Source organism: Kitasatospora aureofaciens (assembly GCF_001188955.3).
Lineage (GTDB): Bacteria > Actinomycetota > Actinomycetes > Streptomycetales > Streptomycetaceae > Kitasatospora > Kitasatospora aureofaciens.
This window is the reverse complement of record NZ_JPRF03000002.1, coordinates 1-14,125: the sequence shown is the minus strand read 5'-3', so window position 1 is coordinate 14,125 and position 14,125 is coordinate 1. Positions and strand designations below refer to the sequence as shown.

The window sequence follows — 14,125 nt, the reverse complement described above, 5'->3', positions numbered from 1 at the left end:
CGCGGGTTTTTGCTACGCGTCCGGCGCCTCGCCGGGCCGGGCGGTGTCCTTCGGCAGGGGGCGGCTGGCTGCTGCGGGGTTCTCGCCGAGCGCGCTCGCCAGGCGGGCGGCGATCTGAGCCAGCGCCTCACGGGAGTGCTCGGTGTCGGCGATGTCCGGCAAGGCTCCGAGCAGCGGGGTGTGGGCGGCGGCCATCTCGGCTTCCACGGCTCGCAGCCATTCCGGGGCGGGTGTGCTGGAGGTCAGCAGGACCAGACCGGTGGTGGCGACGGTCAGGGAACCGGCGGCCGGCCGCATGTAGCGGTCGCGCAGGACGGCCGCAGCGGCGGCGGGGGCTAGCGGCTGGGTCTCGGCGTCGTTTGAGCGCGGGCCGTCGGCGAACGGTGTCCACGATGCCGCTGCCGCAGCCCACTGCCCGCCCCACAGCCGCAGGCCGGCGTCCGCGAGTCCGGCAACGAACGCTGCGCCGGCCTCGTGCGCGGTCCGGGGCCTGGCCGTCTCCTGTCGGGCGTAGTGGCGGTCCAGCCAGGCGTGAACGTGGTGCTCGGCGCTGGCCCAGGGGCCGGCGTGGACGGGCTCCGTCAGCGGCAGCCGGCCGACACGCGCCACGACGAGGTGGGTGTCCGCCCGGCCGTGCATCTGGTAGGCGCCGCTGCCGTCGATGTCGTCGTTGTGGAGCAGGACGACGTCGAACTCACGACGTGCCCGCCCGAGCAGGGCGTCCAGCCCATCGGGGCCCGCGCCCACCGCGGAAGCGGCGACGAAGCCCGGGCGCTGAGGCGCAGCAGGCCAGGCCGGAGTGTCCGGCGGCGCCTGCTGCAGACCGTGGGAGATGTCCATCGCCAGGACCCGCAGGTTCCGTGCGGCCAGCGCTTCCCCGAGGCCACGAGCCACTGCCTCGATGCTGCAGTGCTGAACGGGAAGCATGCCGATCACGGCCCCGCCCCGGCGCTGCGGGGCTGGCCGGACGGCCATTCGCGTGCTGGCTGTCGGAGCGATCTCGTTCTTCAGCAGGGCGTGGAGGGCGCGGGCGGTGCTGCGCATGGCGACGGCCTGGGCGCTGGCGGGAGCGTCGAGGACGAACAGCGTGGCTGGGGTGCCGGGGCGCCGCAGGCCGATTGGTACGTCGCCGATGACCGGGGTGCCGAACTCCTCCAGCTCACGGCCGACGTCGCAGCGAAACTGGGCCGGGAACGGGTCGGTGTAGGGGTGCGCGGTGAGGATGAGCGCAGAAGGGGGCTGCGGGCTGCAGCCGAACAGGACTGCCTTGCTTCGGCACATCAGGGCAACCGACTTGGCCGCGGTGAGCGGGACGTCGACCTGGAGGGGCTTGCCGTCCTGGATCGTCACTCTCAGCTGTGACACCGGCAGGAGGTCCTGTTCGACGACGCCGACCAGCGTGTCCGGTTCATCCAGGATTTCAAGGGGTACGACGCCCGACTCGGCGAGGATGTAGTCGAACTCGGGCCGGGTCGTGGTCACCAGCTCCTTGACATGGTTGGTGCGTCCGGTCTCGACCGTCACCTCGTGGAGCTCACCCGGGCCGGGGAGCGGCCGGCGCTCGATGGTGGAGACTGCGGGTGCGGGCTGATCCGGGCGGTGGGGCCGGACGAACACCCTGCTGGGCCGGGCAGCGTGGATGGCCAGGACCCGGTGCCCTTCGAGAGCGAGTGCGGCGGCGAGGTTCGCCGACACCACATGGCTGTCGCGGCCGTCGAACTGGACTACGGTGGCGCGGCGCTGCGGCGCGGCGCTTCCTGCACGGCGGGCGTCCCGCAGGCGCAGGGCCGCGGTGTAGGGGAGCGCGGGGCTGGCGGCTGAGCGGGCGCGGGACTTGCGGGAGTTGGAACCGGTTTTCGTCATGGCAGGGTCGTTTCACGGGCGGGGCCCCACGCTTCCCGCCCGGTTCGTGTCCATGGCGAGGTTCCTCGGTGCGGGCCCGTTTGCCGGCTGCTGCCGGTGGAGCCTTGGTCGGCGGTGCCACCCTGGCGGCGTGGGCACCCAAGGTGGCGGCGACGAGCGGCTTGCGCATCCTGCCGGGACGGACAATACCGGTGAAACGCGTCCTCGCGTGGTGCCGGGCCTGGGGATTCGCCCGGTCGGAGGCGGACTCATGGCAAGTGTTGACGTGCGGTCAGGGGCGGGCGCCGAACCGTCGGGCGGTGCTGCCGGGTGGGCGCCTGCCCCCGCTTCCGCGGCCGGGTTCTCCTCGGCGGCCAAACGTAGGGCTGCCACCGCCGAGCGCACGTGGGCGTGCGGCCGACGCCGTCCACGTTCGCTGTCCGTCGTCAGGTTGTGTTACTGACGGGGTGGCCGGTCTGTGGTGCGTCGGCTGTCCGGGTGCGGCCGATGGCGCGGAGGAGTTGCGCTGGGGCGGACTCGTCGTCCTCGGGGATCTCAGTCCGGTCGCACAGGGCGTACACCTCGGTGCGGTCGACGAGGTTGTCGAGCGCTTCCAGGTTGTCGGTGTCGATGGTGGCCCAGGGCACGCGAGGCGGGGGAAGGAGCTTGTTGAGCAGCGTCAGTAGGTCCCAGGTGCCGTCGTCCAGGCGTTGGCGGACCCACCGACGGGCGCCGGCGGCATCGAGGCTGTTCCATCGCCACAGGAGAGAGGTGTCTAGATCTTCGAGCTCGTCGGCGGGTTGCCCGCCGGCCGGTGTGAGGTGTTGCTCCAGGCGGGTCAGTACCGCGGTGCGGGCTGTTGCGAACCACTCGTCGCTTTCCTGTGCGAAGGCGGGTTCGGTGTCGGAGGGCTGGGTGGTGTTGCGCAGGACCACGCCGGCCAGGGCGGCGCCGGCGGGGGAGGCGGCCATCAGGTCAAGGACCTCCACACGCTCGCTGGCTGCAAGGGTGCGGAACAGGTTCTGCGCGAGGAAGATCGCTGTGAACTCGGGGCTGACAATCAGCTCTTTTCCCGCGGTTAGCGATGCGAACCGCTCGGCCATCTGGATCAGCAGCTGCCGGGAAGGCAGCCGCCCGTCGGTCTGCAGCCGCTGCTGGATGCGTCTGGCGATGCGATGGGTGTCGTCCTGGAACCTAAGCCACAGCTCGTCGGCCTCTACACCGGGGGTCGCGGCTTCCACCTGGGCGAGAGCGGCGGTGAGCACGGCCTCCGGCAGATCGTCGTCTGGCACGCCGAAGACGACGTACCGGTCGAAGTAGTCGCCGCTGCCGATCCCCCGGCGTGCCTGCGGCGGTTCACCGCTGAGACCACCGCCCAGCTGGTTCGCGAGTCTCGGGAAGAGACTCGCCAGCAGGCCGAGAACGCCATCAACGTGGTCGGGGGCGACGCCGGCCTTCTCCAGCCGGGTGCGCCACAGCTCGGCCAGCTCGTCGCGTTGCCGGCGCTGGTGCGCGAAGAGGGAGGTGCCGCTGCCGGTAAATTCGGCCCGGTAGCGACCAAGGAGCCGGTAGACCCCGGGCTCGCTTGTCCGTATGAATGTGACGAGCAGGAAGTCGACGAGGTCGACCTCGCCCGCCAAAGTCCCGAGCGACGCCGCCGCCTGCCCGAAGAGACGCTTGATCGCCCGTGGCGTGAGCAGCCGGTCCTGCAGGTATCGGACGTACGCCAGACCGAATCGTTGCACCTCCGCCTTGGTCAGCGACAGCCGGTGGGTCTCAAGCAGCGTGTCGAGACAGCCATCAAGAAGCCTAATGGCGTCGCGTTCGCGGAAGGCCGGCAGGTCCAGCCGGACCTGCACGATCTTCTCCAGGAACTCGCTGGCCCGATGCTCTGACCCGCCCACCAGGTCGCTTCGGCTGAGAACGTCGAGAAGTGTCCGCTCGTCGAAGCTGATGAGGTAGTAGACGTTGGGCAGGTTGCCGACTAGACGCACCAGCTTGAAGACCAGCAGCAACTCGTCAGGCGTCAGACGGTCCAGGTCGTCCATCACGACCAACACGGCACGATCCGCCTCGCGCAGTGCTGCGGCGGCCGACTCCTTGGCCGCCGAGGCACTTGTGTCCCCGCCGATTCGGTCGGCGACGTCTTTGACCACCTCGCTGACATCGAGTCCGAACAGGCCGCCGACTTTTCCCAGCGGACTGATGGAGATACCAAAGTCCCTGACTTTCTCCCGGGCCACCGACCACCGGTCGCCCTTGGGCAGTGCGGCGCGGATCTCGCTGAACAACGCCGCGGTCAGACTGTCGAGGTCGGAATAGAGCCACGGGTTGAGTTCCGCCACCGACCACGACACCGGCTCCGCCCTCCCGAGCCGGTGGAGCACCATCTTGAGCACCGAGGACTTGCCTGAGCCCCAAGGGCCGATCAGGGCGAGAACCCCAGACTCACTCTGCTCCCTGACGTCCTCCAGAAGCCGGACGGCATGGCCGGCATACCTCTCGTACCCGAGGAGATCGGGAAGGTCCGCGCTGCCGTCGACCGGGTCGTCATTGAAAAATCTGTAGGCCATCCGCTCATCCTGCTGGGGTCGATCGACTTCGGAAAGGTCTTGAACGGGCCTGCGTTCTACAGCTCGGTCCACCCGCATGCCCGCCCGCTGCTGCTGAGCGGGTGCCAGATGGGGGCGGCGGGGCCGCGCTGGATGAGGTCCTCGATCCGGGCGGCGCCGGCCGGGACGGCGGCCAGCATCTCGGCGACGGTCGGGCTCTTTTCGGCGGCCAGCCGCAGATCCGCCACCGCATCGGGCGCACCCCGAAGGCCGTCGTGCCGACCAGGACGACCAGCAGCCGCCGGAAGGAGCGCCAGCGCCGCTCCCACGCCGACCCGCCCCCTCCTCGCCCGCTTGCTCCCCCACCCGGGAGCAGGCCGCCAGCTGCGCTGCGGTCTGCTCGTTTCCGGCGCCGAGGTGGTGACGTTCGATGAGCGCCCGCAGGCGGTGTCGGCGGTGTAGGGAGCTCGGCGGCGGGCCGGTATACACCCCGGCCTCGCCGACGGGCAGCTCGAGAGCGGGGAGGAAGTCGAGCGGGCCGTAGGCTTCGCTGCGGGCGCGGGTCTGCTTGATCTCGGCTGCGCCGCCATGGAGCTGGTGCAGCTGTTCGGCGGTCGCCAGGGTGAAGCGGTGGAGCGTCGCCAGGACCTCGTGGTCGGTCTCCAGAGCCCGCTCATATGCGGGCTGGGGTAGTGGTCGGGGCGGGGCGGCGCGCCGGGCGGCAACGGGCTTGGCGGCTGTCAGGAACGGCCGGATATCCCGTGAAGGCAACACCCGACCACGAGCACCGGGAGACGTCGGTGAGCACCCGTCAGAGCCTCGCCGGGCCCGCCAACGAGGACCAGGCCGACGCCGTCGATCCAGCCGCAGCCGCAGCCGTCCGGGACGGACCGAGTACCGGCGCGGCGCCGCCAACCCCAATGGGTCGACCATCGCACTGCGCGCCGACGTCCTCGGCGCGCTCGGCATCCTCAAGGCCGCCACCGCCGACCAGCTCCAGCGACTGCTGCGCCCCCCGGGCGGCGGCGAACAGGGCGGTCCGGCAGGCGCTCGGCGATCCGCCCTGCCCAGCCGGTGTCCTGGGCTGTCGGTGCGGCTCTTCTTCCGGGTGGTCTTGTAGGCGCACGGTGATCCTGCCCGGCATGGCATCACCGCATGTCGGGGACTGTTTTGGGTGGGCCGGAAATGCCGACAACCCTTCTCCTGTCCTTTGTCTTGGTGGAGGTAGGTCGGTTCGGTTCGGGGTTCGCGCCTGCGGCGGGCCGGTGGTTCCTGTGCGCGTCCGGCGAAGCCGTCCGCACCGACCGGCCGACCCACGGCGGTCCCCCCGGTACCGCGCGGATTCCACGTAGACACCACCGCAGGTACCACCGTAGGCGGCACCGACGGCACCACCGCAGGTACCACCGTACGTACCCCGCCGCTTTCAGCGGGCTCCGAACGTTTCCGCAGCTCAGCGGCCACTTTTGGACGGGCGGAAAGTGCGACGACCCCTTCTGTCCGTTCCTTTTCCCGGCTTGCTGGTAGGTGGTGGGGCGGTGGTGGGTGACGGTCCGGTCGGCAGGGGTCTGACCCTGCGGGGCCGTGATGGTTGGTGAGCGCCCGGCGAACGCCGGACGCCCCCGGGGCCCAGTCGGGCCGGAGCGGCGGCGATCCTCCGCCAGGCCCTCCCCCGGCCCGGCTGGACTGTCGACGCCGACCGGATCCGGCACCGCACCCCTGGCCCGACCGATGCCCCACGGGCGGCCCCTGGGCGGCGACCGTGGGGTCCTGACGCACCGTCCGGCAGGGGTGCGGTCCGGCCTCCACACGGCCCGGGAACGGCCCTTCCCGGGCCTCCCGATGCAGCTCCTGATGTAGCTCCCGATGTGGCTCCTGCTGTGGCTCCTGCTGTGGCTCCTGATGTAGCTCCTGATGCCGGCGCCCCCGCCCCGGGCGCGGGGTGGCATCCGTGCAGCTCACAGGGCCCACCAAGGTGGCCGGAAAATCCGACATCCCTCTCTGCGCGCCCCTGTTCTCCTGGTGGTGGGGGGGTGCGCCGTCGGGTCGTGGTGGCCTGCGGCGCCTGCTGGCGGGCCCTGCGGGCGGCCCGGCCTGACCGGCCGCCGATTCCGGGGGCCGGGACCCCCCGCCTTTCCTGGCCTTCGGCGTGGGCGAGGCGGTCAGCCGCTTCCGGGTTCGGACGGCGTCGGTTGTGGTCTGTCTGTACCCCTGGTTCCTCTGTTCAGCCGTGGGACCTGGTGCGGCGGGAGGGGCGGTGCGGGGCCGGGCCGGTCGGGGTGGTCGAGGGTGTCGGGAGTTGCTGGGGTCGGGCCGGCCGTTGCGGGTGGGATCGACGCGGGCGGGTCTGCCGGGGTTGTGCGGATGCTTGTGTCCAGTCGGCGATGAGCTGTGCGAGTTGGATGGTGCGGCGGTGCCCGGTGGCGCTGAACGACATCACTAGGAGCGCGGGGAGGTTGACCGCGATGAGTGGGAGCAGGAGTGCGGCTCCGAATACCGTGGCGACGGTGGCGGTTCCAGCTGCGCGGAAAAGCGCGGGAAGGTGCATGGCGGATTCTCCGTTCTTGTTCGACCGCCCGTTTTTTTGCCGGGCTTGACGGAAATCCTGTCTCGTCGTGTACCGGTTGCGGAAGTGAAACCTATTCCAGGGTTTTTCGGGCGGGGGTTGCCGGGATGGTTGCGGGTGCGCGCTTCCCGCTCCGCCTGGAGGGGGTCAGTGGAACGGGCGCGGTTGCGGGGGCCCGCAACCGCGCCGGCGGGCCGGTGCTTCATGGCGGGTTGCGCGGCCGCAACGCGCGGAACTGCGGCGCTTCACCGGGTGCGACGAGTGGGTCTAGGGTCGCGTGACGGGCACAACGGGGGCGTAGGAGTCGGTGCCGGACGAGGGGTGGGGACCGCACGGATGGGCAACGAGGTCGAGCCGATCGACAATAGCGTCGTCGACGGGGCACAGGGGAGCGCCAGGGGAGGGCCTGAGCGGACGAATTTCTCGAAGCAGGTTGCGGCTCTGATGGCAAGCAGTGGCATCAGAGACGTTGATATCGCTCATCGGATGAACGTCAACAAGGCCACGGTCGGCAGGTGGAGGAAAGGGGAGCATCTCCCCCCAGCGGATTTCGTTGAAATCATTCTCAATATGGCGGAGGAGCGGACCGGGAAAACCCTCGCGGTGGGGTTTCGCGATGACACGCACCGTTTATACAGCGCGGCGGCGTACGCCGACCGCTACCACCGCGACGTACAGCCCAGACTCCAGCAGGCGGCCCGGGAACAGGCCCTGCTCCAGGACAAGGACTCCCTCAGGACGCAACTGGCGTTCCTGAGCGATGTGCTCCTCAAGAGCCTTACAGGGTTCCTCGATCTGTACGCCCAGCGCGGACACCTGACCGCCGAGCTCTCCCAGTGCCACTACGAGATCGAGGGCCTGCGACGGCAGGTGACGCTACTGCGGCGGGGTGGGCAGCCGACGTTCGAACTCGACGAGCGGCTGCGGCGGCAGCAGGCCCGGGCCGAGGCACTTCGCGCCGACCGGCAGGCGGTCGCGATCAGCGCCGATCAGGCCGAGCACATCTTCCTGTCGATGGTCACCCCCTCGCCCGAGGAGGAGACCCCCGAGCACCGGATGGTACGCGCCCGGCTGCGCGCGGCGGCCGACAGCCCCCGGCAGCAGTGGTGGCCGCAGCCGCCCGTCGTCGCCACCGGACCGGCACCCGTCGGCGTCGCTGTTGAAGTACCGCCCTTCCTGCCGCCGGCACCATCCCCGTCGTCGGGACGGCTGCTGCGGGGCAGCGTGGCCGTCCTGGCCGTCGCCGTCGCTGTCCTGGCGGTCGCGGTCGTCGTCATTCTCGTCCGCACGAGCGCAACCAGCACCGTGACTGCGGGCGCCGCGGCCCCGACCGTCACTATCGACGCGCACCCCAGCATCGCGGCCACACCATCCGGCACCTCGCCCGCGCAGGCCGCCGCTCCGACTGGCGCCACCGTCGCTCCGACCGCCGCCACCGCGGCGCCGCCCGACTCAGGGCGGTGGACGGCTCAGTATCGTGACACGGCCATCAACGTGCCGTCGGCAGCGAGGACGTGCGGCCGGGCCATCATGGACCTCGATCCGGCCCGCGGGGCCGTGTTGGACCCGGATGACTTCATGAATATCGTGAACCCTCCGGCGGACCTGACGATCCAGCAGCCCTGCTCCAGCCTCAATTCGGTCACCATGGTCTACCCGCACCTCAAGGCCTGGGGAACGTCCTCGGCGCAGGAGCCCGGTCCGGACCAGTGCCGCGACGATGCCATGCGCCAGACAATGCCCAACCCCGCGCCGTTCAGCAAAATGACCGTCGGCTCCGCCTACTGCGTGATTACCGCGAAGGACTCGGTGGCCTGGTTCAAAGTCACTGCCAAGCCCGGCAGCGACCAGCAGGGGATGACCGTTACCGCCACCCTGTGGACTGCGAGCGGCTGATCCGTTCCACCAAGAGCGGTACTTGCCGACGGGCCGTGAACGGACGCCGCCTTCGCCGCCGCCCGATCCCCTCGACTGGTTGCCCGCGCACAAGACCCAGGCTGTTCGGCCGGGGGTTCGGCTCGTGGTTCGCCACGGGGGCCGGTTTCGGGTTCGGTCCGCGGTGCGGTTCGGCCACCGGCCTTTGTCTCCGCTTGCCGCCTGTTTGTGCTGCTCATCGGGGGTGACGGGTCGAACTCACTACTCCGACTTACCTTCCTGGGCCCCTTGCTGGTGGTTGTGGTGGGTGGGTTGGGGCGTTGGTCGGTGTGGCCGGGCGCTGCGCTGTGCTCTTGTTCTCGCGTCCGGCTGGTGCCGGCCGCTCGTGTGGGTGGGGCGGGCGGCGGTGGCGGTCAGGCGGTCTTGGGGGGTGGTGGCCACAGGAGGCGGACTTGGCCGTAACGGGCGCGGGCGGCGTCCGCGCTGAGTCCGAGCGCCTCGCCGATCGTGGCCCAGGTCGCGCCGGCCTCGCGGTCGGCGATCACCGCGCACCGGACCAGCTCGCGGGTCAGCTGCTGGAAGTCGGCCGCCGTGGTGCGGTGGGCGCCGGGCAGCCCTTGCTGCGCGTGCAGCGCCCCGGCGATCAGCTCGTCCAGGGCCAGCGCGTGCGCCTGGAGTTCCTGGCTGATCTGGAGCAGGACCACGCGCGCGCGGATCGCGGCCTCGGCGCGCCTGCGGGCCCGGTAGGCGGCCTGTCGGCAGGGACGCGGGCACGGGCAGTACCCCGCCCGCTCGGCAGGACATCCCCGCACCAACCGCATCTGTCGCCCATATTCGGAGGATATGACCGTTTCCGGGCGACATGAGGCGCCCGCCTGGCCACCCGTCTGCCCCTCCGCTGCTTCCGGGGTGTGACCTGTTGGCGGGTGGGTCGGTGTTTTTGGCATTGTTTGGGCGTTTTGGCCAGGTGCTGGTTAGACCAGTGTCGGGCTGGTCCCATGGTGGCTGCGCCCCTGTTTTGGTCGGGGCGGTGAGGCTGGTTTCGGTTGCTGTGTGTGTTCGCCGTGAGCATGCCATACGGAGAGGCGCGGGGGTCGGGGGCGGGTAATTTTCGGGTGTTCCTGAGACCGCGTTTGAGATCTATCGTGTCCCGTTGCTGAGGTGTTCGTTGAGCCCTCTGTGAGCGGTGCTGGGGGTGGGTACCCGTCGGACCTGACGGATGAGTAGTGGGCGCTGGTGGAGCCGTTGCTCCCGCCGGCACGGACGGGGCCGAAGGGTGGTCGGCGGGAGAAGCATCCGCGGCGGCGGATCGTTGACGCGATCTTCTACGTGGTGCGGACCGGATGTTCCTGGCGGCAGTTGCCGAAGGACTTCGCTCCGTGGCCGACGGTGTACTGGTACTTCACGTGGTGGCACGACGACGGCACCGTCGAGCGCATCCACGACGCTCTGCGCGGCAAGGTCCGTGAAGCTAACGGCCGTGACGCGGAGCCGAGCGCCGGGCTGATCGACTCGCAGTCCGTCCGCACCGCCGACACGGTCCCCGCTGCGACCCGGGGCTTCGACGCGGGCAAGAAAGTGAAAGGCCGCAAGCGATTCATCGTCACCGACACCCTCGGCCTGCTCCTGGCCGTCCACGTCGTCGCGGCGAGTATCCAGGACCGCGACGGCGCGAAACGACCCTTGCTGTGGACCAGGATCGACCACCCCGGTGTCCGGAAGGTCTGGGCCGACCAGGGCTTTGCCGGTCGCCTGGTCGAATGGGCCGCACAGATCCTCGGCCGCGACCTGGAAATCGTCCGCAAGGACCCTGCCCAGCGCGGCTTCCAGGTCCAGCCCAAGCGGTGGGCGGTAGAGCGCACCTTCTCGTGGCTCACCGCCCACCGGCGCCTGGTGCGCGATTACGAGACCAGCCCCGCCCGCTCCGAGACGATGATCCGCTGGGCGGTGATCGGCATCATGGTCCGCCGCCTGACCCGGGTGGGGCCGGCTTCCCGAGCGGGGCAACGTCCGTTGACCCGAACTTCGGCCTGACAGCGAGGCGTGGGCGGCAACATCAGTCCGGCTCGTTTTCGTCTCCGATGAGCAACGTCACCATCGTTTCGAGGTGCTCGTCGCTGATCTGCGGAATGCTCCAGTTGTTGCTGCGCGCGTGCTCGATGAACGCTGGGTCGAGCTCCACGTGGTAGCGCCCCACGTAGTGGGCCAGGTCCGAGTACCACAGCCAGTGTCCATCCGTGAGCAGGTGCAGCCCTCCGATGAAGGCGCCACTCTCGCTCAGCACGTCAGGCACAGCCGAAGGTGTGGCAACCAAGGTCGTGCCAGCGCGTAGGTACCGAACCAGATCGCCTTCATGCTCCGGCGCAGCCGTCCGTACAGCAGCCCGAATCGAAGGCCCGTCCGGACTGCCGTACTCCAACTCCCTGAAGCTGCCGACGATGGGAAAGCTGTCGAAGATCACCTGGCCGAGGTTAGAGCACCCGCCGACAGGCTGCCGACCCAGATCTCAAACGCGGTCTGAGGGTTTTCCTTCGGTTTCCGGGCGTGTTTTAGCGGCGTGTTTTCTGTCAGCTTTCCGGCGGATCTTTTCGGGAGTCGGATGGTGCGCGTCACGGGCAATGGTTTGTGACGCGCACCGGTTTGTCATCCTGTCAGACCGGACGTCGGCGGCTGCCGTGAGGGTCGTCGTCGGTGGGCGGCTCGCTGCGGGTGCTCGATTTGAGTACTCGTCTCACAGGGGCCCACGGTGTCCGCGGGCCGCTTGTCGGCGTTCTTCTCGGTGCTGTTGGCCTGCTCGCCGCCGTCCGGGCTGCCGGCGCGAGGCCGCCTGGCTGCTCGTCGGCGTCCGCCAGGCCCTGGTCCTGCTCGGTGCCGCCGTCCTCGCCATCGGCCTGGTCGCCGTCGCGCTGCGCTCTGGCTGGGTTCCGCCGGCCGTGGTGTGGGCTGCTGCCCCGGCCGTCCGGTCGCTTGGGTCGCTTGGGCGGAATCGCGTGGACCCGGTGGGTCCACGCGCCCCTACGACCGCTCAGCCTCGATCGGTGAGGATTGCTGAGAGCACGCGTCGCGTGTCACGGGCGTCAGCGCCGTCCTCGCTCAGGCTGTTGGCGTACGAGACGAGCGTCTTCCACAGGGCCCAGCCGCGTCCGCGTGCCCAGGTCGCATCGTCGACGCCCAGCCGTTTCCGGAACACGTCGCGGCCGTCGGCCGAGAGCAGGGTCCACGCGATCGCGAGGTCGCAAGCGGGGTCCCCCACGCCACATGTACCGAAGTCGATGACGGCGACGAGCTGCCCGTCCTCAAGGAGCAGGTTTCCCTTGGCAAGGTCGCCGTGGAACCAGACGTCGGTCCCGTCCCACTGCGCCTCAAGCGCCTGAGTCCACACCTCATATGCCGGCGCGACGTCGATGTGGCCGCGCAGCTCGTCCAGCGCACCGAGCGCCTGCACCTCGTAGGTCCGCAGCGTCGCTCCACGGAACCAGTTGTGCTTACCAGGCTGTGGCCCTTGTGAGGCATCGATGCTCCGCAACGCGGCGACGAAGTCGGCCAGGCCCTCGGCGAAGCGGATCGGATCGACGACCGACTCGAACGTCGCGGGCGTGCCGTCGATCCACCCGTAGACCGACCACGCGAACGGGTAGGCCGCACCAGGACGCCCCATCGCCAGCGGCACCGGGATCGGCAGCGGGAGAGCGCGTGCCAGCTCGGGCAGCCAACGGTGCTCCTTCTCCACCGCCAAGGCGTACTCCTGCGCGCTGGGCAGGCGCAGCACCATGGTGTCGCCCAAGCGGAAGGTCCGGTTGTCCCAGCCGCCGCTCTCCACAGCCGTCACAGGTAGCGAGGCCCACTGCGGGAACTGTTCAGCCACGAGCCGCCCCGCCTGTTCGGCACTGACGGTCACCCGCTGCGGCATGGGCCCAAGATCTGGAACATCGTTCAACAGGCACCCCCTTGTCCAGGCTCTAGTGTGAGCAGACAGACACTGCTCCACGCGAGTAAAACCCACCCGATGCTGCCTCCGAGAACCCTCGGCGGTCAGGCTGCGCCTGGCCCTGTGCTGGGCGTCTTGGCGTGCCCGCGCCGCAGGTGCGGCCGGCGTTCCTGGGTGGCGCCGTAGGCGCTGCCGGCACACCTCGGCCGAGGGCCGTCAGGCCCCTTGCCCGGCCCCTCTCAACCCCCTCCCGGACCGTTTGCGCCGCCCTGTTTCTGGTGGCGCCGTAGGCGACACCCCCTAGCCCTTTCGAGGGGCCGTCAAGCCCCGGCAATCGTCGAAGGCCTGCGTTGTTTTCCGGTGCCTGTTTCGGTTGTTCTCGTCGCGTTGGGCTTTGGAGTTCGAGGGGGTGTCCGGCTGGTCGTTGTGTGGTTGTTGAGAGATTAAGGGGCGGGACTCCAGGTGTCTGGCAGTGGGGGTTTACGACCGGAATTCTAGGATGTACTTCCGGCCTCTTTCCCGCGCGTCTGCCCGGTGACGTCCGAGACAGGTTCACGGTGACATCCCCGTGCGTTTCAGGGGGCCCGTGCCGCGCCCCGCGCTGCGCCCCCTGCTGCGCCCTTTCCAGGGCTTTTTGATGGGGTGGGGTGTGACGGTTCGAGGGGAGTCCCCTGGCCGGATTCCCGGGTGGTGCGGGGTCGGGTCAGTGACAGCTCTTGCATCTTCGACGGCCCCGCCCCCTGCCTCGCCCCGGCACGGGGCGGCAGGCCTGGGGAGGGCTGCCCTGGGGGCCCGGCACGGGGCCGCTGGACGGGTGGGTGGTGGAGGCCCCGGCAGAGGCCCCCGACCCCCGGGTGAGACGTTGCACCGGGGATTTACGCCATATCGTCAACGGGTGCTCGGCCGGGTACCCCCTCCCCGTCGGGGGAGGCCTTTTACCGGAAATTCGCGTCACATCGTCAACGCCGCCCGACCGTAGGGAGGGGGAGGGGGTGCTACCGGGATTTTGCGTCACATCGTCAACGGCGGGGACGGCCCAGGGGGAGGGGCCTTGTACCCGAAATATGCGTCACATCGTCAACGCGCCCGAGGGGCCGGGCCGTAGGCCCCATCAGTTGCCGCCCCGTCAGGGGCCAAAGCCTGCCCGCGAATTCGCCGCAGGCGAATGGCCCAAGCCACCCCGCCCGGCGCAGCCGGGCCCCGAGGCGCAGCCTCGGGAACGCCACGCACGGTGACGCCGCCAGGCGTCACCCCCCGCACCTGGCGGTGCGTCAGCACCGCCGCCCCGCCGCCAGGCGGGGCTAAAGCCGCAGGCTTCCGCCCCCTGCTCCCAGGGCAGGTTCCAGTCCCCCAGCCCGTTCG

The 14,125-nt window shown here is 70.1% G+C and carries 8 protein-coding genes; 2 read left to right on the top strand and 6 right to left on the bottom strand.

Translation table 11 applies throughout. The features are described 5' to 3' along the window. Positions 1–12: 12 nt before the first annotated feature. The 3 genes from HS99_RS03820 to HS99_RS44555 all read right to left on the bottom strand — a co-directional run bounded on the left by HS99_RS03820 (position 13) and on the right by HS99_RS44555 (position 4,642). Positions 13–1,863 carry a hypothetical protein gene (locus tag HS99_RS03820; RefSeq protein ID WP_030558254.1) on the bottom strand — a complete coding sequence of 617 codons (1,851 nt, stop codon included), beginning with the start codon at positions 1,861–1,863 and terminating at the stop codon, positions 13–15. 425 nt (positions 1,864–2,288) lie between these two features. Continuing rightward, positions 2,289–4,415, bottom strand: a complete 2,127-nt coding sequence (locus HS99_RS03815; RefSeq protein ID WP_046386643.1) for a P-loop NTPase fold protein — start codon at positions 4,413–4,415, stop codon at positions 2,289–2,291. A gap of 56 nt (positions 4,416–4,471) precedes the next feature. Continuing rightward, positions 4,472–4,642 carry a hypothetical protein gene (locus tag HS99_RS44555; protein WP_157881860.1) on the bottom strand — a complete coding sequence of 57 codons (171 nt, stop codon included), beginning with the start codon at positions 4,640–4,642 and terminating at the stop codon, positions 4,472–4,474. Between the two features lie 2,654 nt (positions 4,643–7,296). Here HS99_RS44555 and HS99_RS03810 point away from each other — a divergent pair. Beyond that, positions 7,297–8,856 (top strand): hypothetical protein, encoded by a 1,560-nt coding sequence (locus HS99_RS03810; RefSeq protein ID WP_030558258.1) that lies wholly within the window; start codon positions 7,297–7,299, stop codon positions 8,854–8,856. A 392-nt stretch (positions 8,857–9,248) separates the two neighbouring features. Here the strand turns inward: HS99_RS03810 and HS99_RS03805 are convergent, their stop codons facing one another. Further along, a complete protein-coding gene (locus tag HS99_RS03805; RefSeq protein ID WP_030558260.1) occupies positions 9,249–9,539 on the bottom strand; it encodes a hypothetical protein in 291 nt (96 codons plus the stop codon). A 529-nt stretch (positions 9,540–10,068) separates the two neighbouring features. On the opposite strand from HS99_RS03805, the gene HS99_RS03800 reads away from it, so the two are divergent. Continuing rightward, on the top strand, positions 10,069–10,869 hold the full coding sequence (locus HS99_RS03800) for an IS5 family transposase (protein WP_232543336.1): 801 nt from the start codon (positions 10,069–10,071) through the stop codon (positions 10,867–10,869). A 22-nt stretch (positions 10,870–10,891) separates the two neighbouring features. Here HS99_RS03800 and HS99_RS03795 read toward each other — a convergent pair whose 3' ends face one another. Next, positions 10,892–11,296: a hypothetical protein gene (locus HS99_RS03795; RefSeq protein ID WP_030558261.1), complete on the bottom strand. Its 405-nt coding sequence runs from the start codon at positions 11,294–11,296 to the stop codon at positions 10,892–10,894. Positions 11,297–11,860: 564 nt separating this feature from the next. Continuing rightward, positions 11,861–12,745, bottom strand: a complete 885-nt coding sequence (locus HS99_RS03790; protein WP_094777527.1) for an aminoglycoside phosphotransferase family protein — start codon at positions 12,743–12,745, stop codon at positions 11,861–11,863. Between the last annotated feature and the right edge of the window lie 1,380 nt (positions 12,746–14,125).